The sequence below is a fragment of the Streptomyces spiralis genome (assembly GCF_014654675.1).
GTDB classification, from domain to species: Bacteria; Actinomycetota; Actinomycetes; order Streptomycetales; family Streptomycetaceae; genus Streptomyces; species Streptomyces spiralis.
In genome coordinates this window covers 95187-121464 of sequence record NZ_BNBC01000019.1, presented here as the reverse complement: position 1 = coordinate 121464, position 26278 = coordinate 95187, and the positions used below count along the sequence as shown (strand labels likewise).

The window sequence follows — 26278 nt, the reverse complement described above, 5'->3', positions numbered from 1 at the left end:
TGAATCACGGGCGGACCGGCGGCGGGACGGTGATCTCCCGCTTGAGGATCTTTCCGGTGGGGCCCTTGGGAAGCTCGGCGGTGAGGGTGACGACGCGGGGATACTTGTACGCCGCCACGCGTTCCTTGACATAGTCGCGGATCTCCTCCGGCGTCGTGTCGTCGCCGGTCCTCAGCACGACGACCGCGGCGACCTCCTCGCCGTGCAGTGGGTGCGGAACTCCCACGACAGCGGCCTCGGCGATCGAGGGGTGCCCGTGGAGGACCTCCTCGATCTCCCGGCGGCGAGGAGACCGACGAGGCCCTACGGGGGCGGATCACCGCGGCCATCAGACGGCAGCTGTTCCCGCGCCACGTACCCGACGTGATCGCGCGGGTACCCGGGCTGCCCCGCACGCTGACCGGGAAGAAGCTCGAGGTGCCGGTCAAACGGATTCTGCAGGGCGCCCGGGTGTCCGAGGTCGCCGGTCCCGGAGCGGTGACGAACGGCTCCATGCTGGACTGGTTCGCGGAATTCCGGGCCCGGACGGACTCGAGCAGGACCAGGTGAGGCAGGACATGGTCAGCCTGAGGACCGGCGGAACCGGGGTCACATCCGGGCGTACGGCTGAGGCGACAGCGTCTCGAAGGGGAGCCGGACGGTGGTGGCCGTCCCGGTGTCCGCGTTGGACGTGCGCAGGGCCGTCAGTTCCTCCGTCGTCAGCGCGCGCCGCACCAGGCGGAACTCGTCCAGGGAGCCCTTGAACCGGTCGTAGCCGTCCGGCCTGGCTCCCAGATGGAGACCGAGCACGGCGAAGCCGTCCTCGTACGTCACCGAACCGGCCGGAGCCGTGGCCTCGGCGGGCGCTCCACCGTCCACCGACAGGCTCAGCTTTCCGCCCGTGCGCTGGAGCACCACATGGTGCCAGGCGCCGTCGCCGAAGGCGTAGGCCGCGCTGCCGTCGGCGGCGTAGACGGTGGTGGTGGCCGTTTCCGTCTGGAGCACGGCGGCGAGCCGGTCCTGGCCCGGCTGGGCCCGCAGCCACAGCTGCCGTTCGGCGGCGCCGACGCCGTAGGCCCAGAAGAGGACCTGGTTGGCGCTCGTCTGGCCGGCCGTGTAGCGCATCCAGGTCGCCACGGTGAAGTCGCGGGAGCCGAGGGCCAGGTCCGCGCCGTACGGCAGCTCGACGGAGTCGTCCGTGCCGTCCAGGGCAAGTCCCGCACCGAACCTGCCCGCCGAGGCCGCAGGCCGGGCTCCGCCCCGTACGAAGGCGTGGCCGCAGTGCACCGACGAGTCCGGGGTCGCCGGGCCCGCGGCCGGTCTGACCACCTGGTGGGCCTCGGTGTTGCCGTTCTCCATGGACCACGACAGGGCGGGCCTGTCGGTCGGGTAGCCGCCCGCGGAACCGACGGCGGACCGCGCGACCCTCGTCAGTTCGTCCGCGGTGAGCGCCCGCTTGTAGAGCCGGGCCTCGTCCAGGGAGCCGGTGAACACATCGAGGTCGCCCGGCTTGGAGCCGATCCTCAGCCCCTCCGGTGTGGCCGTCGAGGTGAGGGCACCGGACAGCCCCGTCGTCTCGGCGGCCGTGGTTCCGTCCACGCTCAGCCGCAGCGTGCCACCGCTCCGGCCGACCGCGAGCAGGTGCCAGGCGCCGTCGCCGAAGGCGGCCGACGGGCCGGGGTCGGGCAGGGCCACCTGCACCGCACCCGAGGGCGTCTCGGCCCAGGCGAGCAGCCGTCTCTGTGACGGCTGTGCGCGCACCCACAGCGAGGGTTCGCCGGAGACGGAGCCGTAGGCCCACAGCAGCGCGGCGTTCGGGTCGGTCGCGGTCAGGGTGTGCCGGAACCACAGGGTGTAGGTGAAGTCGCCCGAGCCGACGTCGAGGGCCGGCAGATAGGGGACCTCGACGCCGGGCCGGGACGCCGAGACGGAGATCGCGCCCTTGCCGACCCGGCCGGCCACCTCACCGGGCACTCCGCCGAGAAGGGTGCCGTCGGCACAGTGCCCCGAGACGTCGTCCTCGATCGCGACCGAGGTCAGCGCGGGCACATCGGCGGTGTCGACCACCTGGAACGGCAGCCGCACACCGAGCGAACCCTCCGCGGAAGGGGCCGCGTTCGCCGATCGCAACTCCGCGAGCTGGGTATCCGTCAGCGCGCCGAGGTACACCCGGAACTCGTCCAGGCCGCCGCTGAAGGGGTCACCGGCCGCGGTGTCGGGCTTGGCCCCGAGCCGGATCCCGTCGACACCGTCGACGCGTTCGGCGCTGACCGACCCGGCCACCCCCGTGGCCTGCGCCGAGGACGTGCCGTCCACCGAGAGCGTGATCCGTCCGCCGCTGCGCACCAGGGCCAGATGGTGCCAGGCGTCGTCGCCGAATGCGGTCGACGGGCCTGCATCGGGCAGGGCGACGGAGGCGGTGCCGCCGGTGCCCTGCACCCAGGCGTACAGCCGGTCCTGGCCGGGCTGGGCGCGCACCCACACCTGCGGCTTCGCCGCGCCGTAGCCGTAGGCCCACATCAGTACCCGTTGCTGGGTCTCGCCGGGCTGCGCCTTGTACTTGAAGAACAGCGAGCAGGTGAAGTCGCCGTCGCCCGGGTCGATGCCCGGCGTGTACGGCACGTCGGCGTACTCACCGTCGGCGTCGAGCACGAGCCCCTGGCCGAAGCGCCCGGCGCCGAGCGCCGAACCCCCGGCGAGATAGGCGTCGTCGGCCTCGGGCGTGGCGTCAGGAGTGGTGCGGCCCGCGGCCCGGGAGGCCTGCGGGTGGACGGCGCCGGTGAAGGTGCCCGGTACACCGGCCGCCGCCGGGGTGAAGCGGTTGAAGTAGATGTTGGCGGCGGAGAAGCCGTCGCCGCCCTCGTAGACCAGGCCCAGCTCGCCGTCGGTGAGCTCGGCCAGGTCCGAGTACCCGGCCCGCTTGGCGTTGATCTGTGCGGCGTCGTGCCAGGTGGTGCCGCGGTCCGTGGAGTAACGGATCCGCATGTTCTGGCGGTCCGTCGGGTGCGAGGGCGCCGAGAGGACGAGCGTGTCACCGGGCGTGGCCCGGTACGTCTGCTCCAGCGCGAGGACCGACGCCTGCACCTCGGGCGTGGTCAGCGAGGGAACCACCTGCTGCGCGGGCACGGTCGCGCCCGAGTCGGTGCTGACGGCGTGCGTACGGTGACCGGACGAAGCACCGTTGTTGTTGCGGGCGTTGATGTAGACGTCCCCGTTGTCGAGTTCGGCGACGGTGGGTTCGCCCGGCAGCATCCCGGGCCCGGCGGAGTCGGCCGTGGCGCTCGCGAACCACTCGTCGCCGTCGTCGCTGTAGAGCACTCCGACGAGCTGGGGATCCTGACCGGACTGCGGGGGTGACTCGTACGCCCCCACCACCAGCCGGCCCGCCTTGTCGCCGCGCTTGAGCTGGATGCCGTGCGAGGGGCCGGTGCCGAACCAGCCGTCCTGCGCGTTCGTCAGCCGCGGCAGCGGCTTCGGTGCGCCGAAGGTCAGCCCGTCGTCCGTGCTGCGCTGGATCCACGGCAGCCGTCTGCCGCCCGGCTCGGCCGGTTCCGACGTGGAGAGCAGGTAGACGGAGCCGGTGCGCAGGTCGGCGACGGGGGAGGGGTTGCCGCGCGTGTACGGCGTCTCCGGGTCGGTGTCGCTGCCGGCGAGCGCCACGCGCATGGGGCCCCAGGTGCGGCCGCCGTTGGTGGAGCGGCGGACGACGATGTCGATGGCACCCCGGTCGGCGCAGGAGGGCGAGCGGCGGGCCTCCGCGAAGGCGAGCAGGGTGCCCGCCTTCGTACGGACGATCGTGGGGATGCGGAAACAGCCGTATCCGGCGGTCCCGGAGCGGTACAGGATCTGTTCGGTCCCGATGAGGCCGTCGGACGACGGCTGGGTACCGCCGGCGGCGGCGGGCGGAGCGACGGCTCCCAGGAGGATCAGGGGCAGGGTGACGAGGGCGGCGCCGAGGGCGCGCAGGCGTGGCCGGGACACGGCGGTGCAGACCTTTCTGGTGCGGTGCGGACCTCGGGTGAGGATCTGGGGCGTCTGGCCGTCAGCGGACCGCCGCCCGGTCCGCCGTTCCCCGTGCCGACAGGACGGAGGGAGACGGGCAGAGCGGGCGGCGGTGGAGGCGGGGCGTGACGGCCGTCGGGCCGTCACGGCCCCCTCTATGGTGTGATCACTTGGCCGGAGGGGCGGGCAGCTTGCTGCCCTGGAAGTCCGGCGCGTCGGCCGCGGCGCGCATCGTGCTGAGCGAAGAGGTCTGCTGCACCTGGTAGATGCGGGTCTGGTTGTCGGCGGTACGGAAGGTGTAGGCCCAGGTCGGGCCGGTGGGGTTGGTGTAGGTGAAGGCGGTCGGCTCGGTGGCCGACGCCTCGAAGCTCACCTGCTGCCAGGCGCGCCAGGCACCACTGCCCTGCGCGGTCTCCCCGGTGTTGTGGACGTAGCCGTCGGTGCCGCGGACGACGACCTCGGTGAGGCCGGTCAGCGGGGAGATCACGGCGCTGGGGGAGCCCTGCGCGGTGATGCCGGCGATGGTCTCCCAGGCTCCGTAGGCCCCGCCCTCGGCGGACTGGCCGGTGGTGACCACGTTGCCGTTCGGGTCCGTGGCGAAGACACGCATGCGGTAGCCGGGGTAGACGATGACGGACGGCGTGCCGTCGATGGCCTGGGTGCCCAAGCCGGTCCACGCCGAGAGCGTGCCGCCCTCCTTGAAGAGCGCGGTGGAGAGGGTGCCGTCGGCCTCCCTGCCGAAGAGCTGGATGCCGTCGCGCACGGTGACGGCGGTGAGGGGGCCGGTGAAACCGCTGCCGGAGAGCGGCATCCAGCCCATGAAGTCGACGTTGGCGCGCTGCTGGATGCGGTACCAGGGCTTGCCGTCCGCGTCGACGGCGAACTGGGTCATCAGACCGCTCGGGGTCTTGCCGGTGACGGCGTGCTGCTGCATGGCGCCGGCCAGATCGATCCAGTTGCCCCAGTCGGCGCTGCCCACGGCGGACTGGTTGCGCTGCCAGACGCTGCCGGAGGTGTTGTGGGCGGTGACGACGACACGGCCGTCGGTGTGCGCGGAGAGCGAGGGCCGGCCGGTGAAGGCCTCCTGGCCGGAGATCACCGTCCACTGGGCGCCGTTGATGTCGGCCGGGTCGGTGCGGCCGTGGACCAGGCGGCCGATGTTGTCGGTGTAGGCGATCTCCAGCTTGCCGTCGGACGCCTGCATGACGGAGTTGGGGGTGTACGACTCCAGCGGCACGGGCGTCGCCGCGGGTGTGTAGTTGACGTTGAGCTTGCAGATGTCGGGCCCCGCCGAGACAGAGACGTAGCCGGCCCAGCCGGACGCCTCGACCTGCTTGTTGTAGACGGGGAAGTTGCGGGTGTCCTCGTCGAAGCGGTAGTACGTGACGGCGCCGCCGCCCTTGACGCGGAACAGCGTGTCACCGCCGTAGGACGGCATGAACTTGGTGTCGCTCCAGTCGGCGGCGGACGCCAGCACATGGCGTTCGATCCAGCGCTGGCTGGTGTAGTCATAACGCGATCGGTAGAGCTTGCCGTCGGTGGCGTCACGGCCGTAGATGACGCCGCGGTCGCCCGCGTAGATGGCGTCGTAGTTCCAGCCCTTGTCGACGATTTTGCCGCTGCCCTCGACGAACTTGTCGGCGGTCGCGTCGTAGCGGTACCAGCGCAGGTCGTTGGTGGTGCCGGAGAGCGACCATATGTAGCCGCCGCGGTCGATGGTGATGTCGTCGGTCCGGCCGGCGGCCCTGAACTGGGTGAAGTCGGAGCTGATCTTCCGGTGGTGGACGTCCCAGGTGGTGCTGGAGGTGATCCGGTGGCTGTAGTACAGCCCGTCCGACTTGATGCCGTAGAAGGACGCGCCGGGGCCGGCGAGCATGAGGCCGTAGCCGGTCCAGGTGGTGTCGATGGTGTTGCCGGCGGGCAGGGCGTTGCCGACCGCCGGGTCCGGCATGTCGGTTCTGCTGAGCTTGCCGGCGGAGTCCAGGGTGTAGGTCGCCCCGGCGGAGCCGCAGGTCAGTGACACGGCGGCCGCCGCGGGAGCGGAGGGCAGTGCGCCGGTGAGCGGAAGGGCGGTCGCCAGGGCCGCGGCCAGAGCTGTGGCGGAGATGAGTGTGCGAGGTGAAGTCCGATTCATGACGTGGACGTTAGGCGTCCGAGGGTGAACGCGACCGTTTCAGCAAGGTGAACAAAGATCGCCGATAAGGATCTTGAAGGTAAACAGATGGGCTCAACACGACTTGCACCGTGGTCGATTGATGGGATTTCAATTTGACGGCCCACCCGGCGGTGATTCGGCGTCCTCTGAGGCGTCAGGTGAATCCCGCGTGAACTCCCGCCGTATTTCCGTTGAATGAAGCCTCGGGGGAACCCATGTCGACCCCTGCCGGAATCCTGAGCCCCGAAACCGGCACCACCAGTGGGTGCCTTGGGAAAAGCACGTGTCGATTCCGAAGGTAATGATCACGTAATGATCACGCCAAGGTGAATGGTCTTGTCATCCAGTCGACATGGTCATGGTGATCCGACAGGCTTCCCCTGCTCATTCGTTCGATCTGTGGGGGGATCGTGCCGGCGTACCGGACACTCGCGCGCACGTTGCTGATGCCGAGACTTCTGCGTTCGCGCTGGGGCAAGGCCATCGGGCTCGCCGTTGCAACGGTCATCGCCGTCGGCTCGCTCGCCGTCGCGGGCGCCGGGCTCCTCCTCTTCCCCGGGGAGCCGGCCGCCGCCAAGGGCCCCGGTCAGCGCTGGGGCAGTGCCGAGGGGCTGAGCCATGCCGCGGGCGGCAGGCGCAACAACAGCGTGCCGCGGTCCCTGCGGGCCAAGTACCCACTGAAGAGCCCACCCGCCGCACGGGCCGTGGCGCGGAAGAACACGGTCCAGGTCAGCACGCCGGCCCCCGCGAAGGTCAAGGGCTTCGACCGCAGGACGAGCAAGGAGATCGCCTCGGAGCGCGACGCCCGCAGCCGTACGTACGCCAACGAGGACGGCACCCGCACCACCGAGATCTCCACCGAACCCGTCAACTACCGGGACGCCCGCGGAGTCTGGCGGCCCATCGACACCTCGCTCGTGGAGGACCACGGCGGCTGGGACAACGCAGCCGACTCCGTGGCCCTGCACTTCGCCGGCCGGGCCGACGCCGGCGAGCTCGCCTCCGTCACCCTGCCGTCCGGCGAGTCCTTCGGGTACGGGCTGAGCGGCGCCGCCTCCGTGGGGGGCAGCGCGGACGGTGCCCGCGTGAGCTACGAGCAGGTGCTCCCGGGGACGGACCTCTGGCTGGACTCGCGGGCCGGCGGGGTGAAGGAGACCCTCGTCCTGAAGTCCGCCGACGCCCCGGACGCCTTCGTCTTCCCGCTCCGCCTCAGGGGCCTCACCGCCAAGGCCGACGGCGGATCGATACTGCTGACCGACGCCAAGGGCCGCACCCGCGCCGTCGTCCCGGCCGGCTTCATGGAGGACGCCGCCCACGCCGTCTCGCACGCCGTGAGGTACGAACTCGTCGAGCAGGACGGCGGCCAGGCGCTGAAGATGACCGTCGACCGGGACTGGCTCGCCGACCCGGCCCGTGCCTTCCCCGTCCGCGTCGACCCCTCCGTCGACACCACGTCCGCCTCCACCTCCATGACCGTCCGCAGCGGCGGTTCCGTCGTCGGCTCCAGCGAACTCCAGGTCGGCAAGGGCCCGGACGGCGCCTCCGCCGCCTACCTCGGCTTCCCCGGCCTCGACGAGGAGCTCAGGTACCACCAGATCTTCGGTGTCCAGTTGCAGGTCGTGAACTTCGACTCGGCCTCCTGCAAGCCGCGTTCCGTCTCCGTCCACCCCGTCACCGGGTCATGGACCGCCGGCACCGGCACCGCCTACCCCGGCCCCTCGGTCGGCGCCGCCCTCGCGTCGAAGTCCTTCGCCTACGGCTACATAGGCTTCGGCCAGTCGAAGTCCGCCTGCCCCACCTCCGGTGAGCTCTTCGACCTCGGCAAGGGCGGCCGCGACCTGGTGCAGCGCTGGGTCAACGGCACCCAGGCCAACTACGGCCTGTCCCTGCGGGCCTCGGCCACCGACTCGCTCGCGTTCAAGAAGTTCACCGGCCACGCCACGGCCAACCCGCCCAAGCTGTACGTCACGCACTCCCCGTACAACGCCTCCTACAGCTTCCCCAAGCCCGTCCCCGACCCGCCGGTGCTGCAGAACCAGGCCGGCCAGGTCAAGGTCGCCGTCACCAACAAGGGCGCCGAGACCTGGACGCCGTCCACCTACTACCTCGCCTACCGCGCCTACGACAAGAAGGGCAAGCTGGTCACGCAGCAGCGTGCGGGCAGCCTCACCGGCAACGTGGCCCACGGTGCCAAGGCGACGGTCGACGCCACCATCAAGGCGCTCCCGCCGGGCGTCTACATGCTCGACTTCACGATGGTGCGCCAGGGCGGCAAGGTCTTCACCGACGAGCAGGTGCCGCCGGGGCGCCTGACCATCCAGGTCTTCGACATCGCGCCGGTGGTCAAGGAGCAGTTCCCGCCCAACGGCTACCAGGCCCAGACGCTGACCCCGCAGCTGTGGGCGGCCGGCGTCGACATCGACGCGCCCCCCGGCTCCTCGCTGCAGTACAAGTTCGAGATCTGCGAGGCCGACAAGGACGGCAAGCCGACCGCCTGCACCACCTCCGCCTATCAGACGAGTTCGGCCTACCCGGTCCCGTCCGGCCGGCTGAAGTGGGGCAAGACCTATCTGTGGCGCGGCTTCGTCAAGGACGCGTCCAACGAGGTGCCCACCCAGCAGGTGGCGCTGGTCGCCGCCGTTCCGCAGCCCGAGATCACCTCGCGGCTCTCCGGCGCGCAGGGCAAGGAGTTCGACCCCAACGTCGGCAACTTCACCTCCAGCGCGACCGACGCGTCCCTCGCCGGCGTCGGTCCCGACCTGACCCTCATCCGTACCTACAACAGCCTCGACCCGCGCCGTGACCTCGCCTTCGGCGCCGGCTGGACGACCCGCTTCGACATGCGGCTCACGCCGGACGACGACGGCAGCGGCAACGTCGTCATCCGCTACCCCGACGGCCAGGACGTCCGCTTCGGCAGGAACGCGGACGGGACCTACGCCCCGCCGCCCGGCCGTTTCGCCAAGCTGACGTTCGACTCCACGGCCAACACCTACAAGCTGCAGGACAAGTCCGGTAGCACGTACGAGTTCAGCACGACCGGTCTGCTGGCCAAGACCACCGACGCGTACTCGAACTCGGTCACCTACACCTACAGCGCCGGCAAGCTCGCGACCGCGACGAACAACCGCACCTCCCGCTCGCTGACCTTCACCTGGACCGGCGCGCACGTCACCAGGGTCCAGACGACCCCCGTCGACGGCGCCCCGCTCACCTGGAACTACAGCTACACCGGCGATCTGCTGGACAAGGTCTGCGACCCGCTGAACGGCTGCACCCAGTACGGCTACGGCACCGGCAGCCACTACGCCACCACCGTGCTCGACTCCCGCCCCGAGTCCTACTGGCGCCTGGGCGAGGAGGAGGGCACCGCGGCGAACAGCGCCAACGAGGCCAACCTCGGCAAGGACCGCGGCACCTACCAGAACGTCACCCTGAAGGCCGCCGGCGCGATCACCGGCGACCCCGGCACCGCCGCGTCCTTCAACGGCACCACCTCACGCGTCGACCTGCCCGCCGGCACCCTGAAGAAGAGCCGTGACGAAGCGGTGGAGGTGTGGTTCAAGACGATCGCCGGCGGCACCGGCGGCCCGCTAGTCGGCTACCAGGACAAGGCCTGGGGCACCACGCCCGGCACCGGTGTCCCGATGCTGTACGTCGGCACCGACGGAAAGCTCCGCGGCCAGTTCTGGACCGGCACGGCCGGACCGATCACCGACATCGGCAAGAACGTCAACGACGGCCAGTGGCACCACGCGGTGCTGTCGATGTCCGACTCCACCCAGAGCCTCTACCTGGACGGCAAGCTCTCCGGGACCAGCACGGGCAAGCAGCCGCTGCAGACCACCCTCACCTACAACCAGATCGGCGCCGCGTACGCCACCACCCCCGCCTCCTGGCCGGGCTGGGGCTCCACCGCCGCCAAGTCCTTCGCGGGCACCATCGACGACGTCGCCGTCTACCACCACCCGCTGGGCACGGCGGCCGTCACCGCCCACTACCGCGAGGGCGGCCGCACCGCCGACGTCCTGACGAAGACCACGCTGCCGAGCGGCCGCATCGCCTCCGAGGTCCAGTACGACACCACCCGCGACCGCGTCCAGGAGTACACGGACCGCAACGGCGGCACCTGGGAGATCGGCACCCCCGCGGTCTTCGGCAACGACAAGGACCTGCGCCGCACCGTCGAGGTCCGCGACCCGATGGACGCCCCGTACTTCTACGAGTACGACGGGCTGTCCTCGCGGCTGCTGCGCTACGGCGAGCCGATGGCGCTGGGCGCCCGGGAGTCCGTCACCGCGTCCCCGTCCCCGTCGCCGACCGACCCCGGCCAGGTCTGCACCGAGCCCGACCCGGGCGACCCGGCCTTCTGCACCAACCCGCCCGGTGACGGCGGCGACGGGCCGGACTTCATCCGCTACCCGGTCGACGGTGTGGCCATCCGCTCCTTCGAGTACGACGACAACGGCTTCCAGACCGGGATCACCAGCGAGAACGGCGACAAGGTCACCCTCGGCTACGACGACCGCGGCAACGTGACCAGCCGGACGACCTGCCGTGCGCAGGGCGACTGCCAGACCTCGTACACCACCTACCCGACGGCGACCGGCGACTTCGACCTGCGGGCGGACCAGCCGTCCGAGACCCGCGACGGCCGTTCGACCGGCCCGACCGACAACCGCTACCTCACCAAGTACACCTACAACACCAGCGGCGCGCTGCTCACCCAGACGGCGCCCGACGGCGGCACGGCGCGCAACACGTACACGACCGGCGCCGAGCCGGCCGTCGGCGGCGGCAACACGCCCACCGGCCTGCCGCTCACCACCGCCGACCCGCGCGGGAAGATCACCCGCTACCAGTACTACAAGAACGGCGACCTGGCCTGGGTGACCGATCCGTCCGGCAGCGTCACCAAGTACACCTACGACGCGCTGGGCCGCAAGCTCAGCGAGACCGTGGTCACCGACGCCCAGCCGGCCGGCACGACGTCCACCTTCACCTACGACAAGCTCTCCCGGGTCCACACCCTCACCGACCCGGCGGCGACCAACGCCGTCACCTCCGGCAAGCACCAGCAGCGCACCACCACCGACTACGACGCCGACGGCAACGTGGTGCGCACCGAGATCGACGACGTGCTCGGCGGCGACGCCGCGCGGGTGATGACCTTCGGCCTCGACGACCACGGCCGCCCGGAGCTCGTCACCGACGCCGAGGGTGACGAGACCTCGTACACCTACGACGTCTTCGGCAACAAGACGTCGATGGTGGACGCGAACGGCAACCACTTCGACTACGTCTACACCGCGCGCAACATGCTGGCCGAGACCCGGCTGCGCGACTGGGACGACGACGGCGGCGACGACAGCTACACCGTCATGCAGTCGTACGCCTACGACATGGGCGGCCGGCTGGTCCGGCACACGGACTCGATGGGCCGCTCGTTGATGTACCAGTACTACGGCGACGACCTGGTCAAGTCGATCACGCTCAAGGACTTCCACAACCCCGACGGCACCAAGCGCGACATCGTCGTGGAGTCCGACACCTACGACGGCGCGGGCAACGTCCTGACCGAGACGACCGCCAACGGCAAGCTCGTCACCGCGTACACCTACGACCCGGTCGGCCGGGTGAAGTCCGAGGTCGTGGACCCCGACGGGCTCACGCGACGGACGACGTACACCTACGACCTCGCCGGCAACGTGCTGACGACGGCCTCCAGTGGTTCGCCCTCCAACGTCCCCTGGCCGGTGAGCGTCAGCGGTGACTCCGTCCGCTACGAGTACGACGACGCGGGCAACGTCCTGCACGAGACGGTCGAGAACGGCACCGACTCACGCACCACCGACTACACCTACGACGAGCGCGGCCTCACCACCTCCAAGACGGACCCGGCGGGCAACAAGACCGAGTACGCCTACGACGAGCTCGGCCGCGCGGTCTCCGTCACCGCGCCCGCCGTCCGGACCGAGTCCGGCGGCAGCACGCCCGCCACCACCCGGCCCACCACCTTCACCGGCTACGACACCTTCGGCGCGGTCACGGAGTCGGTCGACGCCCTCGGGAACGTCAACCGCACCGCCTACGACCGGCTGGGCCGAGCGATCACCGAGACGGCGCCCTCCTACACGGCGCCGGGCTCCACCGAGACCGTCGCCCCGACCGTCACCAACACCTACGACGCGCTCGGCAACCTCACCGAGAGCACCGACCCGCTCGGCCGCGTGACCAAATTCCAGTACGACCGCCAGAACCGGCTCACCGTGAAGGACGTGCCCGTCGGCACGGGCGACGAGCGGGGTCAGTGGACATACACGTACACCCGCACCGGCGAGGTGCTCTCCGTCACGGACCCGAACGGCGCCCGCGCCGAGACCACCTACGACGACCTGGACCGCCCGGTCACCACCACCCAGATCGAGCGCAAGCCCCAGCCGGGCGCCTTCACCACCCGCAACGAGTACGACGACGCGGGCAACGTGGTGAAGCAGACCTCGCCGAGCGGCGCCGTCAGCCAGTTCACGTACGACAGCCTCAGCCAGCTGACCCGGATGCAGGAGCCCAGCGGCGCCATCACCCAGCTCGGCTACGACGCCTCGGGCCGCGAGGTGCGCCACACGGACGGCATGGGCCGCACGTCGGCGAAGATCTACGACCAGCTCGGCCAGCTCGTCCAGGACCAGGACCTGGACCCGTTCAACAGCGTGCTGCGCAAGGTCGGTTACGCCTATGACAAGGCGGGCAACCTGGTCGCGTCGACCAACCCGCTGAACCGGACGACGACGTACACCTACGACGCCCTCAACCGGCTGACCACTCAGACCGAGCCGGTCTCCGACAGCAAGTCCATCACCACGTCCTTCGGCTACGACGCGCTCGGCAACCGCACCCGCTACACGGACGGCCGCGGCAACCCGACGATCTACACCGTCAACACGCTCGGCCTCCCCGAGTCCGTGATCGAGCCGGCCACCGACCGGGACCCGTCCCCGGCGGCCCGCACCTGGACGACCGCGTACGACGCCGACGGCGAGCCCGTGAAACTCACCGCGCCGGGCAACGTGGTCCGCGAGCGCGAGTACGACAAGGCCGGCCAACTGGTCCGCGAGACCGGCACGGGCGCCGAGGCAACCACCCCCGAGAAGCGGTTCCAGTACGACCCCGCGGGCCGGCTGGTCGAGGCCACCTCCCCGCAGGGCGACGACACCTACGAGTACAACGACCGGGGCGCGCTGCTGAAGGCGACCGGCCCGTCCGGCGACGCCACGTACACCTACGACAACGACGGCCTGCTCACCAGCCGCACCGACGCGGCCGGCACCGCGAGCTTCACCTACGCCAAGCAGCAGCTGACCTCGGCGACCGACCCGCTCACCGGTGTGCGGCAGAGCTACACCTACGACGGCGCCGGCGCGGTCAAGAAGGTCGACTACGGCGCGGGCCAGTCGCGCGACTTCACCTACGACGACCTGGGCCGGCTCGACACCGACACGCTGAAGAACAGCGGCGGCCGGACGATGGCGTCGACCGACTACGGCTACGACACCGACGACCGGCTGACGTCCAAGACCACGGCCGGCACCGCCAAGGCCGGGACCAACACCTACGGCTACGACTACGCCGGCCGCCTCACTTCCTGGACGGCCGACGGCACGACGACCGACTACGGCTGGGACGACAGCGGCAACCGCGTGAAGAACGGCGGCAAGACCGCCGCCTTCGACGAGCGCAACCGGCTGCTGTCCGACGGCGACTACACCTACGACTACACGTCACGCGGCACGCTCGCGTCGCGCACCAGTTCCGGTCTGAAGGAGGACTTCACCTTCGACGCCTTCGACCGGCTGGTGAAGGCGGGCCAGTCCGGAACGGAGTACACCTACGACTCGCTGGACCGCATAGCGGCCCGCAACGGCGTGGACTTCTCCTACGCCGGCTTCGCACCCGACCCGGTCAGGGACCAGACCGCCACGTACGGCCGCGGCGCGGCGGACGAGCTCCTGTCGGTCGCCGAGAACGGCGGTACGGCCCGGCTGACGCTGGAGGACAAGCACGGCGACGTCGTCGGCAGCATGTCCGCGGCGGACGGCGCGGCTCCCGCCCTGGACGAGTCCACGGCCTTCGACCCGTTCGGCCAGGTGCTCGGCACGGCCGACATGGACGGCAACCTGGGTTACCAGGGCGACTGGACCGACCCGGACACCGACCAGGTGAACATGGGGTCCCGCTGGTACGACCCGGGGACCGGCACCTTCGACTCCCAGGACTCGTACCTCTACAGCTCCGGCGCCTCGATCCTCGCCAACCGCTACACCTACGGCGCCGGCGCACCGCTCGACTACACCGACCCGGACGGCCACTGGCCGAGCTGCGGCTGGTGCAAGAAGGCCGTGAGCTGGACCGGCAAGAAGCTCCGCCAGGGCGCGCACTGGGTCTCCAAGACCGCCCAGTCCGTCTGGCACGGCGTGCAGTGGGCGTGGAACAACCCGGGGGCGGCGTTCAAGCTGGCTCTGAGCTACGTCGGCAAGGCCGCAAGCTGGGTCTACCGCAAGTCGGGTCTGAAGACGGTCGTCGACGCCACCGTCAACGCCGTCAAGTGGGTCGGCCAGAAGACGGGCATCACCGAGTGGGCCCGTGAGAAGGCGAGACAGGCGGCCAGAGCGGCGTACCAGGCCAAGGTCTACATCACGAAGAAGGCCAGACAGGCGGCTTCCTTCGCGGCGCAGCACAACCCGATCCCGGCGATCCTCGCCGCCACCAAACCGCTGATCGCCGTCGGCAAGGCGATCGTGACCGCCGACCCGAACCTTCCGGCCATCGTCGTCGGCGCGGCCGTCCAGGTGGTCGCCGACGCCGCCAAGGCCGCGGACGCCATCCGCGACGAGGTCGTCAAGCAGGTCGGCAGCGTCGTGGAGAGCGTCTCCGACGCGGTCGACTGGGGCGAGGTCTGGGACGGCGTCAAGACGGTCGGCAACATCGTCGGCGACGTCACCGGCTTCAACGACATCAAGAACTGCGTCACCACGGGCGACATGGAGTCCTGTGCCTGGGCGGCGGCGACCGTGGGCGGCATCGTCCTCGGCGGCGCCGGCGCGGCGGCGGTCCGGGCGGCGAAGGCCGGACGGATGGCGGCGAAGGCGGCGAAGTACGCCGACGAGATAGCGAAGGCGGCGGAGAAGGGCAAGAAGGTCCTCGAAGAGGCCGAGTCGGTGGCGGAATGCGTCTCGACCGCCAGGGACGTGGCCTCGCTCGCCAGCGGCAACAGCTTCCTGCCCGGTACGGAAGTCGTGATGGCCGACGGCAGCCGCAAACCGATCGAGAAGGTCAGGGAGGGCGACGAGGTCCTCGCCACCGACCCGACGACCGGCAAGACCTCCAAGGAGAAGGTCACCGACACGATCGAGGGCAAGGGCACGAAGAAGCTCGTCAGGCTCACGATCGACACGGACGGCGACCAGGGCCACGCGACGGACACCATCACGGCGACCGCGGGCCACCCCTTCTGGGTCCCCGACCTGAAGAAGTGGCTGAAGGCCGGTGAACTGAAGCCCGGCCAGTGGCTCCAGACGGGTACCGGCACCTGGGTCCAGGTCGACGCGGTCAGCGCATGGACGCAGCAGGCCGCGGTCTACAACCTGACGGTCGACACGGCGCACACGTACTACGTGGCGGCGGGCAAGACGTCGACCCTCGTCCACAACTGCCCCGCGGGCAGGGGCACCAGAGGCGCCCAGGGCAAGTTCCAGCCGACGATCACGGTTCACCGGGCCCAGGGCGACTGGAACATGGACGAGCGCATCTCGGAGGCCACCGGCCTGCGGTACGAGGCGGCGGAAAGGGCCACGGGCAAGGCGAAGTCCCGTACCTACACGGCCGCCGTGCACAAGAAGAGCGGGGACATCGCGGTGGGCTGCTCGGGCAACGGCAGCTGCGCCGAGCCGAACATCCTCGATCACACGGGCTGGGACGCGGACGACGTCGTCTTCACCAGGGCGATCCGCCGGGAGGACTTCGGCGACGGGAACGGCAAGATCCTCCAGGAGAAGGAGATCTGTACGACCTGCCAGGGCAACTATCCCACCGACAACTTCGTCCACAGTGTCATCTACGACCCCGAGGGACCATGGATGATCGGACAGTGACGAGAGCATCGATCCTGGAACTGCGACGCCACGACTGGTCCGCGCTGCGCTGCGGCTGCGGGCGGTCGGGTGCGCATCTGACGGAGTCGTTCAGCAGACTGCTGGACGCCCGGAGCACGCGCGAGACGATCGGGTACACGCTGGAGAACCACCTCGAGGTGCAGAGCATGCTCTTCGAAGTGGCCCCGCATGCCGTGCCGGTGATGCTCACGGCCCTGGGGGAGGATCTGCACGACTCCGTCCGCAGGCACTTCCTGGGAATGCTGGAGTACCTCGTGACGGGGGAGTCCCACCGCAGCGAGATCGACGCCGGCCGTCCCGATCTGGAGGAGGAGTGCATCGCCGCGGTCCGCGAGGGCATCTGGGCGCTGTACACCGAGGCCGTGTCCGGTGACGCGGAGGCCGCGCTCGACATCCTGGACTACGTGGACGAGGACGAGGACCGGCTGGAGTACTACCGGTCCGTCCTTGCCGCGCGCCTTGGTGAGGGGTGAGGAGGACCTCAGTCGCAGTCGATCGTCCGGGGCGGGACGAGCGCCAGGGCTGCCGTCGGGGTGGGTGATGTGAAGAGATGTGCGGGGCAGACGACGTGTGATCTTCTTATATGGACTGCGTGTTAGCCTGCGCACGGTCACGATCGACACGCATACGGGGGAGCACGGTGGGATCGGACGGCTACCAGGCCAAGGCGGGTATGACCGGTCAGGCCCGGCAACTCGACGACGCCGGCACGGACATGGACGGCGTCAGCTCGGCCGTGAAGTCGCGCACCACCTACTCGTACAGCGATGCCGGCGGCGATGACGCCGCGTCGGCGCTGAACGCGTTCGTCAAGGCCTGGGAGGCGGAGGCCAAGACACTGGCGTCGGCGTTGCACGAGCTCGGTGGCAAGGTGCAGTTGGCCAAGAAGACCTACCACGGCACCGATCGCCTGGTGAAGACGCACGCGGACAGCGTGCCCCTCGGCGGCACGAGCAGCCTCACCGACACATCGACGCAGGGCGGACGCACCTCGGTCCTGTCGAGCTACTGAGGAACGAGCCGGTGTCGTTCTTCTCCTCTCCGCTCGACTCCCCCTCCTTCCGCCTCGCGTGGCTCGCCGGGCTGTCCAAGAAAATGCTAGGTTCCGGGAGCAAGAACGAGCTCCTCGACCTGATCGACGACGCCCTCTCGGTGCCCGAACCGGGCGGCGACCCGGGCGTGCTGGAGGGCCTGGCCATGCTCTACCGCGGCCAGGTCGACCAGGTCGGCAGCGTCTTCGACCAGGTCGACCGGGTGGGCCGCAAGGGGCTTCCGGAGGTGTGGGTCGGCGACACGAGCGTCCTCGCCTCCGACGTGGTGAAGGCGGCCGGCCGGGCCGTGACCCAGATGAGCGAGGCGTTCCAGGGGTGCGCGACGGTGCTGCTGACGCTGGCCGACGCGATCGGCGCCGCGCAGCGCAAGGACGAGCGGGGCCGCGGACAGCTGCTGGAGCAGAAGAAGACACTCGGCGGCAAGGACGGATTCTTCGACAACCTGCACGAGAACGACGAGGAGGAGTGGGACCGCAAGAACGCCGCCCACTTCGGCTCCTACGCGGTCGACCTGATGCACGCCGCCGTGGCCGACGCGCAGGAGGCCACCCGCGTCGCGGCCCGGGACCTGAACAAGTGGGCCGCCGAGGCACGCGCCGGCAAGATGGAGACCAGCGAACTCACCGCCGTCGACAAGCTGATGCTCGCCGACACCGGCGTCGCGGGCGCCGACACCGAGCTGAACGAGATCCTCACGGCCGGCGACCTGGAGCGCGCGTCGGCGCGCATGGACCTGCTGAGCCTCGACGACGAGACGGCCATGGAGCGGATGCTGGCGAAGTCGGACAGCCCGCAGGAGCGGGCCTACCTGATGAAGGCCCTGGCCGCCGGCCACAGCGTCGCCGAGATCGAGACGTTCCAGAACAAGATCCACGGCAAGGACCCCGCCTGGCTGCGCCGGCACCTCACTCCGGTGGTCACCGCCGCGGACAGCATCAACGACGAGGGCCTCGCGCCGGACGGCTCGAACAACAACAAGGACTACGTCACGTTCGACGGCCAGCGGTGGATCCAGGGCGGCGACGGCTCCGAGGGCACCTGCGTGGCCTCGTCCACCGTCACGTCCCGCGCCATGGTCGACCCCGTCTACGCGCTCGACCTCACCGGCGGCCCCGACGGGCAGCAGGACGACCCCGAGGCCTTCAAGCAGCGCCTGGTGGCCGAGCAGCACCGGCTGCACACCGAAGGCGACGGCGGCGCGAACTGGGGCGGCATGGGGCCCGAGGGGCAGGAACGGATCAACGACACCGCCGTCGGCAGTGCCACCGGCACCGACTACGAGCGCCAGGACCTGAGCAGCGCCGCCGACCGCAGGGCGGTCCTCACCGAGGTCGAGAAGTCGGTGGCGCAGGGGCGGCCGGTGCCGGTCGACGTCTCGGGCAAGGAGGGCGCCCACGCCATGACCATCATCGCCCAGGAGGGTGACAGGCTCCAGGTGTACAACCCCTGGGGCTCGACCACCTGGGTCAGCGAGGACGACTTCATCAACGGCCACATGGGCAAGGCTTCCAACAGTGATCTCCCCAATGCGTACAGCGTCTATCTTCCGCGGTAGCAGGGGCGGTGCCGCGATCGCGGCGGCCGCGCTCCTCGCTCTCGCCACGGGCTGCGACTCGGGCACCGACGAACCGGCCGGCGGCTCCACGAGCACCGCGAGCCACCCGACGAGCCATCCGGTGAAGGACACCAGCATCACTGCCGAGCCGGGCGAGCGCTTCACGCTCACCGTGGACCAGAACGCCTCCACCCGCGAATACTGGTACCTGGTCGACCCGAAGCCCGACAGCTCGGTCCTGGTCAGCCACGGCCAGGACTATGCGTCGGACTCCGGTGACGAGCCGGAGCCCGGTGCCGGCGGCCGGCTCACCTTCACCTTCGAGGCCAAGGGCAAGGGGACCACCCGGTTCACGCTGCTGCACTGCACGTTCACCACCTGCCAGGGCAACACCTCCACCCGGCCCCCGCGGACGACGGGACCCTCCGCCGGCCCGACCACGGGGGAGGCCACCCCCTCCCAGGAACCCGAGCGCATCACCTACACCGTGACCGTCGGCTGAGCCGCGGCGGACCAGCCAGACGCGACGAGACACCCGAGGCCCCGCCATGAACGACGACGCCCCGCACCCGCCGGACCGCACGGACGACGAGCTGGCCCGGCTCGACATCACGGTCCTGCTGCGTTACGGCCTCACCGCCGAGCCCGGCCCGCGGCGCACCGCGCTGTTCGGCGACGGCGCCGCGGCCGCGGCCGTCATCCTCGACCGCCTCGGCACCGAGCCCCGCTCGGTCGCCTTCCTCGCGGACACGGTGCGGGCCGGCGGACTCACCCGCGCCGCGGAGCTGCCCGAGCCCCTGCCTCGCCGGGAGGCGGCCGTCCTCGTACGGGAGTGGCTGCGGGCGGGCACCGAACTCGTGGGCGGGATCACCGCCGACGACACCGCGGCCACCTGGCTGCATGCCGTCGCGACCATCATCGAACTGAAGCAGCTGACCCGGGCGCGGGGCCGGAACACGTGATCCGAGCAGCCGATCCGAGTACGGCGGAGGGTGTGGGATCACCAGAGGCCGCGCTCGGCGGAGCCCACCCGCGCCTGGAACCGGTTTCCTCCTGCCCGGTCAGCTCGCCGCGTTGTGGCCGGCCAGGGTGAGGGCCACGTCGACGATCATGTCCTCCTGGCCGCCGACCAGGCCCCGTCGGCCGCACTCCATCAGAATGGCGCGGACGTCGACGCCGTAGCGGTCGGAGGCGACCTCCGCGTGGCGCAGGAAGGAGGAATAGACGCCGGCGTAGCCCAGCGTGAGGGTTTCGCGGTCGACGCGGACCGGCCGGTCCTGGAGCGGGCGGATCAGGTCGTCGGCGGCGTCCTGCAACCGGAACAGGTCGCAGCCGTGTCGAAGGCCCGAGAGGTTCGCCACCGCGATGAACGCCTCCAGGGGGCAGTTGCCCGCGCCCGCGCCGTGGCCCGCGAGGGAGGCGTCGACGCGGCGCACCCCGTGCTCCACGGCGACGATGCTGTTGGCCACCGACAGCGAGAGGTTCTCGTGGGCGTGGATGCCGATCTCGGTGACGTCGTCGAGGACGTCGCGATAGGCCCGGACCCGGTCGGCGACGTCCTTCATCGTGAGCCGGCCGCCGGAGTCGGTGACGTAGACGCAGTGCGCGCCGTAGGACTCCATCAGCCGCGCCTGCTGTGCGAGTCGGGCCGGTTCGGCGCGGTGGGAGAGCATCAGGAAGCCGGAGACGTCCATGCCCAGTTCACGGGCCGCGGCGATGTGCTGCGCGGAGATGTCCGCCTCGGTGCAGTGGGTGGCCACCCGGACCGAGCGCACCCCCAGGTCGTAGGCGGTCTTCAGGTCGTGGATGGTGCCCACGCCGGGCAGCAGCAGGGTGGTCAGCCGTGCCCGTTCCAGCACCGAGGCCGCCGCCTCGATCCACGCCCAGTCGGTGTGGGAACCGGGGCCGTAGTTGAGCGAGCCGCCCGCCAGCCCGTCGCCGTGGGCGACCTCGATGGCGTCGACGCCGGCGGCGTCCAGTGCCCGTACGATCCGCTGCACGTCCGCCGGGGTGATCCGGTGCCGGACGGCGTGCATCCCGTCCCGCAGGGTGACGTCCTGGACGAAGATGCTGCTGCTCATGCGGTCACCTCACAGGCACCGGCCGTACGGGCCGCGATCCGCTCGGCCACCCCGAGGGCGGCCGAGGTCATGATGTCGAGGTTGCCCGCGTAGGCCGGGAGGTAGTGGGCCGCGCCCTCCACCTCCAGGAACACGGACACCTGGTGGGTCGGCCGGCCGGCCGCGCCCTCGGCCAGCAGGGTCCGGACCGGCTGGTCCCCGGGAACCGGGGTGATCTGCACCTGCTGCTTCAGCCGGTAGCCGGGGACGTAGGCCGCCACCTCCGCCACCATCGCGGCGACGCTCTCCCGGATCGCGGCGTGCCGGGTGGTGTCGGGCGCCTCCACCAGGCAGAGCACGGTGTCCCGCATGATCAGCGGGGGCTCGGCCGGGTTGAGGATGATGATCGCCTTGCCGCGGTCCGCGCCGCCCACCTCGACCAGCGCCCGGGACGTGGTCTCGGTGAACTCGTCGATGTTGGCCCGGGTGCCCGGACCGGCCGACTTGGAGGCGATCGAGGCGACGATCTCCGCGTAGCGGACCGGGACCACCCGGGAGATGGCGGCAATCACCGGGATGGTGGCCTGGCCGCCGCAGGTGACCATGTTCACGTTCGGAGCGTCCAGGTGCTCCTCCATGTTGACCGCCGGGACGATGTACGGGCCGATCGCCGCCGGGGTCAGGTCGATCAGCCGCTTGCCCAGCGGTGTCAGCTTCGCCGCGTTGGCCTGGTGGGCCCCCGCCGAGGTGGCGTCGAAGACGATGCCGATCTCGTCGAAGCCGGGCAGGGCGATCAGCCCGTCCACGCCCTCGTGCGTGGTGACCACGCCCAGGCGCCTGGCCCGGGCCAGGCCGTCGGACGCCGGGTCGATGCCGACCAGGGCGCCCATCTCCAGGTGCCGGGCGGTGCGCAGCACCTTGATCATGAGATCGGTACCGATGTTGCCCGAGCCGATGATCGCGACCTTGGTGCGGGGCGCACCGTCTGCTCGCGTTGTCATGCCGTTCCTTTCCCGATGGCGGTGGTGACCGTGCCCAGCCCGCCGATCACCGCCGTGACCCGTGCGCCCGGCGCGAGCGGACACATCCGACCGAGCGCACCGGAGAGCACCACATGGCCGGCGCGCAGCGGATCGCCCAGGTCACGTGCCGTGCGGGCCAGCCAGAGCACCGCGGCGAGCGGGTCGCCCAGGCAGTCCGCGCCGGTGCCCTCGGACACGGTCCGGCCGTCGACGGACATCTCCATCACGGCCGTCCGCGGTTCGAACTCGGCGAGGCTGCGGCGCTCCCGGCCGAGCACGAAGGCGCCCGCGGAGGCGTTGTCGGCGATGGTGTCGGACAGCGTGATGTCCCAGCCGGCGATACGGCTGCCGCAGATCTCCAGGGCGGCCACGGCGTGGTCGACCGCGGCCCGCACCCGGGCCGGATCCAGTGGGCCTTCCGCCAGGTCCGCGCCCAGCACGAACGCGATCTCGGCCTCGACCCGGGGCTGGAGCACGGACGCGTACGGCACGGTGTCGCCGTCCGCGTGTCCCATGTCGTCCAGCAGCACTCCGAAGTCCGGCTGGTCCACGCCGAGCTGGTGCTGCACGGCGGGTGAGGTCAGCCCGATCTTGTGGCCCACGACGCGTGCGCCGCGCGCCAGGCGCGCCGCCGTGACCCGCTGCTGCACGGCGTACGCGGCACCGGTGTCGGTGGTGCCGATCAGATCCCGCACCGGAGCGCACGGGACGCGGGTGGCGGCGGCCTCCAGCAGTCGAGCGGCCGCCTCGGCGACCCCCTGCGGCACCTGCTGGGCGCCGGCCTCCTGCGGCACGTCGGAGGCAGCGGACGCCCGCCGCACCTGCCTGGTGTCACTCATCGCCGGGATTCCCCCGGACGAAGTCGACGACCAGCCGGTTGAACTCCTCGGCGTGCTCGATCATCGCCCAGTGCCCGCAGCGGTTGAGCAGGACCAGCCGGGAGTCGGGGATGTTCGCCAGCAGGAACAGGGAGTTCTCGAAGGGGACCACCCGGTCGTCGCGGCCGTGGACGAGCAGGGTGGGCACCGCGATGTCGCGCAGCCGGGCCGGGTCCACCCAGCGCGGCAGCGGCGCACCGTGCGGCAGCCCCGCCACATAGTTGGCCAGGTGCTCGGGCCGGGCGAGGGCCGCCTGCGAACGGGCCTCGCACAGCTCGGGCGTCGCGAAGCGCGCCTTGTCGTAGCACATGATCTCGACCAGCCGGCGCATGTTCTGCGGGCTCGGGTCCTGGTAGGCCTCGATGAGGACCTTCAGCCCCTCGGACGGCCCGTCACCGGCCCCGAACAGGCTCGGCATACGCCCCACCGGCGGTCCCATCGTCACCAGGTGGCTGATCCGCCCGGGGTGCTCGGTGGCCAGCCGGAGCGAGGTCTGGCCGCCCATCGAGTTGCCCACGAACGCGGCCCGGGGGATGTCCAGCGCGTCGAGGAACTGGATCGCGGCGTCGACGTGGTCCAGCCGGTCGACCGTGGCCTGGTCCGACTCACCCCAGCCGGGCATGTCGACGGCGTACACGTGGAAGTGCTCGGCGAGGGCCTCGATGTTGCCGCTGAAGTTGCTCCAGCCGGTCGCCCCCGGGCCGCTGCCGTGCAGCAGCACCAGCGGATGGCCGGAGCCGGCCTCGTAGTAGCGCAGCGACCAGTCGCGGGTCCTGACCGTACGTGCGGCCTGTTCCTTGTCGAGTGCCATCAGCGCTCTCCTCCTGCGGTTCCTTCGGTTTCCAGCGGGGACGGCGCCGCGGCCAGCAGCTCGGCCACCACGCCCGGCGGGCGGTGGCCCCAGCTGTGCAGCCGGTCGAGGGTGCGCACCTGCCAGGTGGCGTCGTCGATGATGAGCCCGCCCCAGCCGTACTCGACGGAGAAGCCGGAGGGGGTGAAGACGTAGAAGCTGAACATGTGGTCGTTGGGGTGCATCCCCAGCGTCATCTCGAACGGCTGCTTGGCGTCCGTACAGCGGTCGTAGGCCAGGCCCACGTCCCGGATGTCGGTGACCTCGACCATGAAGTGGTGAGTGCGCTTGGGGGAGGGCATGTCGCCGAACGCGACCGTGTGGTGGCGGCCGTTGCAGTGCAGGAAGATCAGGTCCGCGACGATGCCGGGGGCCAGTTCCTCGACGATGATGTCGCTGATCTTGAAGCCGAGCAGGTCGCGGTAGAAGCCGAGGTACTCCTCGCGGCTCACTCCGTGGGCCAGCAGCACCTGGTGTCCGGCGCCGCCGGCCCCGGTGACGAACTCGCCGAGCAACGCCTCGGAGGCGAACGGGGTGTCGGCGTCGGCCAGGCCGGTGACCAGTTCGACGCGGTTGCCCATGGGGTCGGTGGTGGTGAAGATCCGCTCCACCCGGCGGTCCGCGGCGAGCGCCGCGTCCCCCTCGTCGACCCGGAGGCCGGCGGCCCGCAACCGCTCGACGAGCACGTCGAGTTCGGCGTCGCCCTCGACCTCGTAGCCGCTGACGACCAGGTCGTCGGCCGGTCCCCGGGTGACGATCCAGCGGTGCGCCTTCTCGTCCAGACGCAGGGTGAACCGGTCCTCGCCGCGCTCGCCGAGCTGCATACCGAGCAACTCGACACCGAAGCGCTCCCAGTCGGTGAGATCGCCGACCTCGTAGACGACGTAGGCGAGTTCCTTGACTCCGCTCATGGGACATCTCTCCTTGAAGGTGGGTGGACGGGCGGTCAGGCGGGTACGGCGAGCCCGCTGGTGTCGGCGGCGGCCACGAAGCGGTCGGGGCGCAGCGCCACCGCGCGCACCCCGTACCGGCGCAGCCAGGCGCCGAGCACGCCGTCCAGGTCGACGAGTTCGTCGGGTCCCTGGGTGTAGGCGTTCTGCGGGCGGACCGCGCGGTAGCGGGCGCCGAGCGCGTCCCACTGCCGGCGCTCCTCCTCGGTCAGCAGCGTCGAGGGGTCGACGTCGTCGCCCAGCAGCACGAAGGTGTCGCCGAGCAGTTCGTCCAGCCGCCCCATCCGGCCGACGGTGTCGCCGACCACCGGCTGCGGCACCATCCGGCCGACGACGCTGCCGTCGCCGAGCGGGCCGCGCAGCCAGCCGGCCTCCAGCACCGGCGGCGCGATCAGCGGCGGCTCGAAGGGGGTGACGAGTCCCTCGGGCGGCGGCGCGGACAGGGCGGCCCGCTCCTCGTCGGACATCTCCTGCTTGATCACCCGGCCGAGCTGCACCGCGAGCCCGGTGTAGAAGGCGGCGTTCGGGCGGCGCTCGGCCTCATAGGTGTCGAGCCAGGACTCGGGCAGCTGACCGGCCAGCACCCGGCCGAGCTTCCAGCCCAGGTTGTGCGCGTCGCGCATCCCGGTCTGCATTCCGGCGCCCGCCCACGGCGGCATGAGATGCGCGGCGTCGCCGGCCAGGAAGACCCGGCCGGAGCGCCAGGTCCGCGCCATCCGTACGTGGTGCCGGTAGAAGGCGTGCTGGTGGATCTCGACGTCGTCCTCGCTCACGCCCAGCGCCTTGAGCAGGGGCCACACCTCGGTGCCGGTGGGGAAGTCGGCCTCGGTCTCGTGCGGCTTGAGCGGGATCTCCCAGCGGTGGTTGCCTGCCGACAGCGCGATGTCGACGACCGGCCGCTCCCTGTCCGTCCAGAAGGTGAGGAAGTCGCGATCGGGCCACCAGCGCTTGACCCGGCAGTCGATGACCACCCAGGTGACCTCGTTGGTGTCGCCGAGCAACTGGATGCCCAGCCGCTGCCGGGTCCTGCTGCTGCCGCCGTCCGCGGCGATCGCGTACCGGGTCCGGAACCGGCGGACCTCGCCGGTGGCCGTGTCGGTGGCGGTGACCGTGACCCCGGAGCCGTCCTGCTCGATCTCCGTCACCTCGGCGCCGTAGCGCACCGAGATCAGATCCCCTCGGTCCTGCGCGCAGGCCCGCAGCTCGGCCTCCATGACCGGCTGGTAGATGTTGTAGAAGCGTGCCCTCGCCCCGAGCGCCGACGGCGGATGCTCGACGCGCATCACCTCGTGCCCGTCGTACGTCATCCAGCGCAGCGCACGCTGCGGGTCGATCACCTTCTCGATGCGCTCGCCGATGCCCAGGCTCTGGAAGATCCGCATGGTCCAGTCGTTGACCGTGACCGCCCGGGCCCGCGGATAGATCTCTTTGTCCCGTTCGAAGGCGATCACTCGCGCGCCCTGCTGAGCGAGGGTCAGAGCACCGACGACGCCCGTGGGGCCGTAGCCGATGACGGCGACGTCGGCGTCGAAGTTCTGGGGCATGGCGGCCTCCTTGCCGTCCAAAGTTTTGGACCGGTCGTTCAGTCCAATAGTGGGGACTGTCA

15 protein-coding genes and 1 pseudogene are annotated in these 26278 nt (G+C 70.8%); 7 read left to right on the top strand and 9 right to left on the bottom strand.

Translation table 11 applies throughout. From position 1 onward, the window contains the following. Nucleotides 1-4 precede the first annotated feature (4 nt). A pseudogene (locus tag IE318_RS20760) lies at nucleotides 5-280 on the bottom strand (AMP-binding enzyme); the annotation flags it as partial. 83 nt (nucleotides 281-363) lie between these two features. On the opposite strand from IE318_RS20760, the gene IE318_RS20755 reads away from it, so the two are divergent. Next, complete coding sequence (locus tag IE318_RS20755) at nucleotides 364-549, top strand: hypothetical protein (protein WP_189902489.1); 186 nt, start codon at nucleotides 364-366, stop codon at nucleotides 547-549. Nucleotides 550-588: 39 nt separating this feature from the next. Here IE318_RS20755 and IE318_RS20750 read toward each other — a convergent pair whose 3' ends face one another. Together IE318_RS20750 and IE318_RS20745 are read right to left on the bottom strand one after the other, a co-directional pair. Continuing rightward, nucleotides 589-3960, bottom strand: coding sequence for a LamG-like jellyroll fold domain-containing protein (locus IE318_RS20750; protein WP_189902487.1), 3372 nt, complete (start codon nucleotides 3958-3960; stop codon nucleotides 589-591). Between the two features lie 187 nt (nucleotides 3961-4147). Beyond that, nucleotides 4148-6115, bottom strand: a complete 1968-nt coding sequence (locus IE318_RS20745; protein WP_189902485.1) for a DUF8189 domain-containing protein — start codon at nucleotides 6113-6115, stop codon at nucleotides 4148-4150. 467 nt (nucleotides 6116-6582) lie between these two features. On the opposite strand from IE318_RS20745, the gene IE318_RS20740 reads away from it, so the two are divergent. The 6 genes from IE318_RS20740 to IE318_RS20715 all read left to right on the top strand — a co-directional run bounded on the left by IE318_RS20740 (nucleotide 6583) and on the right by IE318_RS20715 (nucleotide 19874). Further along, nucleotides 6583-16284: a polymorphic toxin-type HINT domain-containing protein gene (locus IE318_RS20740; RefSeq protein WP_189902482.1), complete on the top strand. Its 9702-nt coding sequence runs from the start codon at nucleotides 6583-6585 to the stop codon at nucleotides 16282-16284. Beyond that, nucleotides 16281-16778, top strand: a complete 498-nt coding sequence (locus IE318_RS20735) for a hypothetical protein (RefSeq protein WP_189902480.1) — start codon at nucleotides 16281-16283, stop codon at nucleotides 16776-16778. Before IE318_RS20740 ends, IE318_RS20735 begins: the two co-directional genes overlap by 4 nt. A 167-nt stretch (nucleotides 16779-16945) precedes the next feature. Next, nucleotides 16946-17317 (top strand): DUF6317 family protein, encoded by a 372-nt coding sequence (locus IE318_RS20730; protein WP_189902478.1) that lies wholly within the window; start codon nucleotides 16946-16948, stop codon nucleotides 17315-17317. An 11-nt stretch (nucleotides 17318-17328) separates the two neighbouring features. Continuing rightward, nucleotides 17329-18912, top strand: coding sequence for a peptidoglycan-binding protein (locus IE318_RS20725; RefSeq protein WP_189902476.1), 1584 nt, complete (start codon nucleotides 17329-17331; stop codon nucleotides 18910-18912). After that, nucleotides 18884-19414 (top strand): protease inhibitor I42 family protein, encoded by a 531-nt coding sequence (locus IE318_RS20720; protein ID WP_189902474.1) that lies wholly within the window; start codon nucleotides 18884-18886, stop codon nucleotides 19412-19414. The genes IE318_RS20725 and IE318_RS20720 overlap by 29 nt, the downstream gene beginning before the upstream one ends. A 46-nt stretch (nucleotides 19415-19460) precedes the next feature. After that, nucleotides 19461-19874 carry a hypothetical protein gene (locus IE318_RS20715; protein ID WP_189902472.1) on the top strand — a complete coding sequence of 138 codons (414 nt, stop codon included), beginning with the start codon at nucleotides 19461-19463 and terminating at the stop codon, nucleotides 19872-19874. Nucleotides 19875-19973: 99 nt separating this feature from the next. Here IE318_RS20715 and dmpG read toward each other — a convergent pair whose 3' ends face one another. The 6 genes from dmpG to IE318_RS20685 are packed head-to-tail and all read right to left on the bottom strand — an operon-like array spanning nucleotide 19974 to nucleotide 26216. Then, nucleotides 19974-20993 (bottom strand): 4-hydroxy-2-oxovalerate aldolase, encoded by a 1020-nt coding sequence (dmpG, locus tag IE318_RS20710; RefSeq protein ID WP_189902470.1) that lies wholly within the window; start codon nucleotides 20991-20993, stop codon nucleotides 19974-19976. Continuing rightward, a complete protein-coding gene (locus tag IE318_RS20705) occupies nucleotides 20990-21973 on the bottom strand; it encodes an acetaldehyde dehydrogenase (acetylating) (RefSeq protein WP_189902468.1) in 984 nt (327 codons plus the stop codon). Before IE318_RS20705 ends, dmpG begins: the two co-directional genes overlap by 4 nt. Continuing rightward, a complete protein-coding gene (locus tag IE318_RS20700; RefSeq protein WP_189902466.1) occupies nucleotides 21970-22833 on the bottom strand; it encodes a 2-keto-4-pentenoate hydratase in 864 nt (287 codons plus the stop codon). Before IE318_RS20700 ends, IE318_RS20705 begins: the two co-directional genes overlap by 4 nt. Further along, nucleotides 22826-23683, bottom strand: coding sequence for an alpha/beta fold hydrolase (locus tag IE318_RS20695; RefSeq protein ID WP_189902464.1), 858 nt, complete (start codon nucleotides 23681-23683; stop codon nucleotides 22826-22828). The genes IE318_RS20700 and IE318_RS20695 overlap by 8 nt, the downstream gene beginning before the upstream one ends. Beyond that, nucleotides 23683-24633, bottom strand: coding sequence for a VOC family protein (locus IE318_RS20690; protein WP_189902462.1), 951 nt, complete (start codon nucleotides 24631-24633; stop codon nucleotides 23683-23685). Before IE318_RS20690 ends, IE318_RS20695 begins: the two co-directional genes overlap by 1 nt. A gap of 35 nt (nucleotides 24634-24668) precedes the next feature. After that, entirely contained in the window at nucleotides 24669-26216 is a 1548-nt protein-coding gene (locus IE318_RS20685) for a bifunctional 3-(3-hydroxy-phenyl)propionate/3-hydroxycinnamic acid hydroxylase (protein WP_189902460.1), read from the bottom strand. Nucleotides 26217-26278 lie beyond the last annotated feature (62 nt).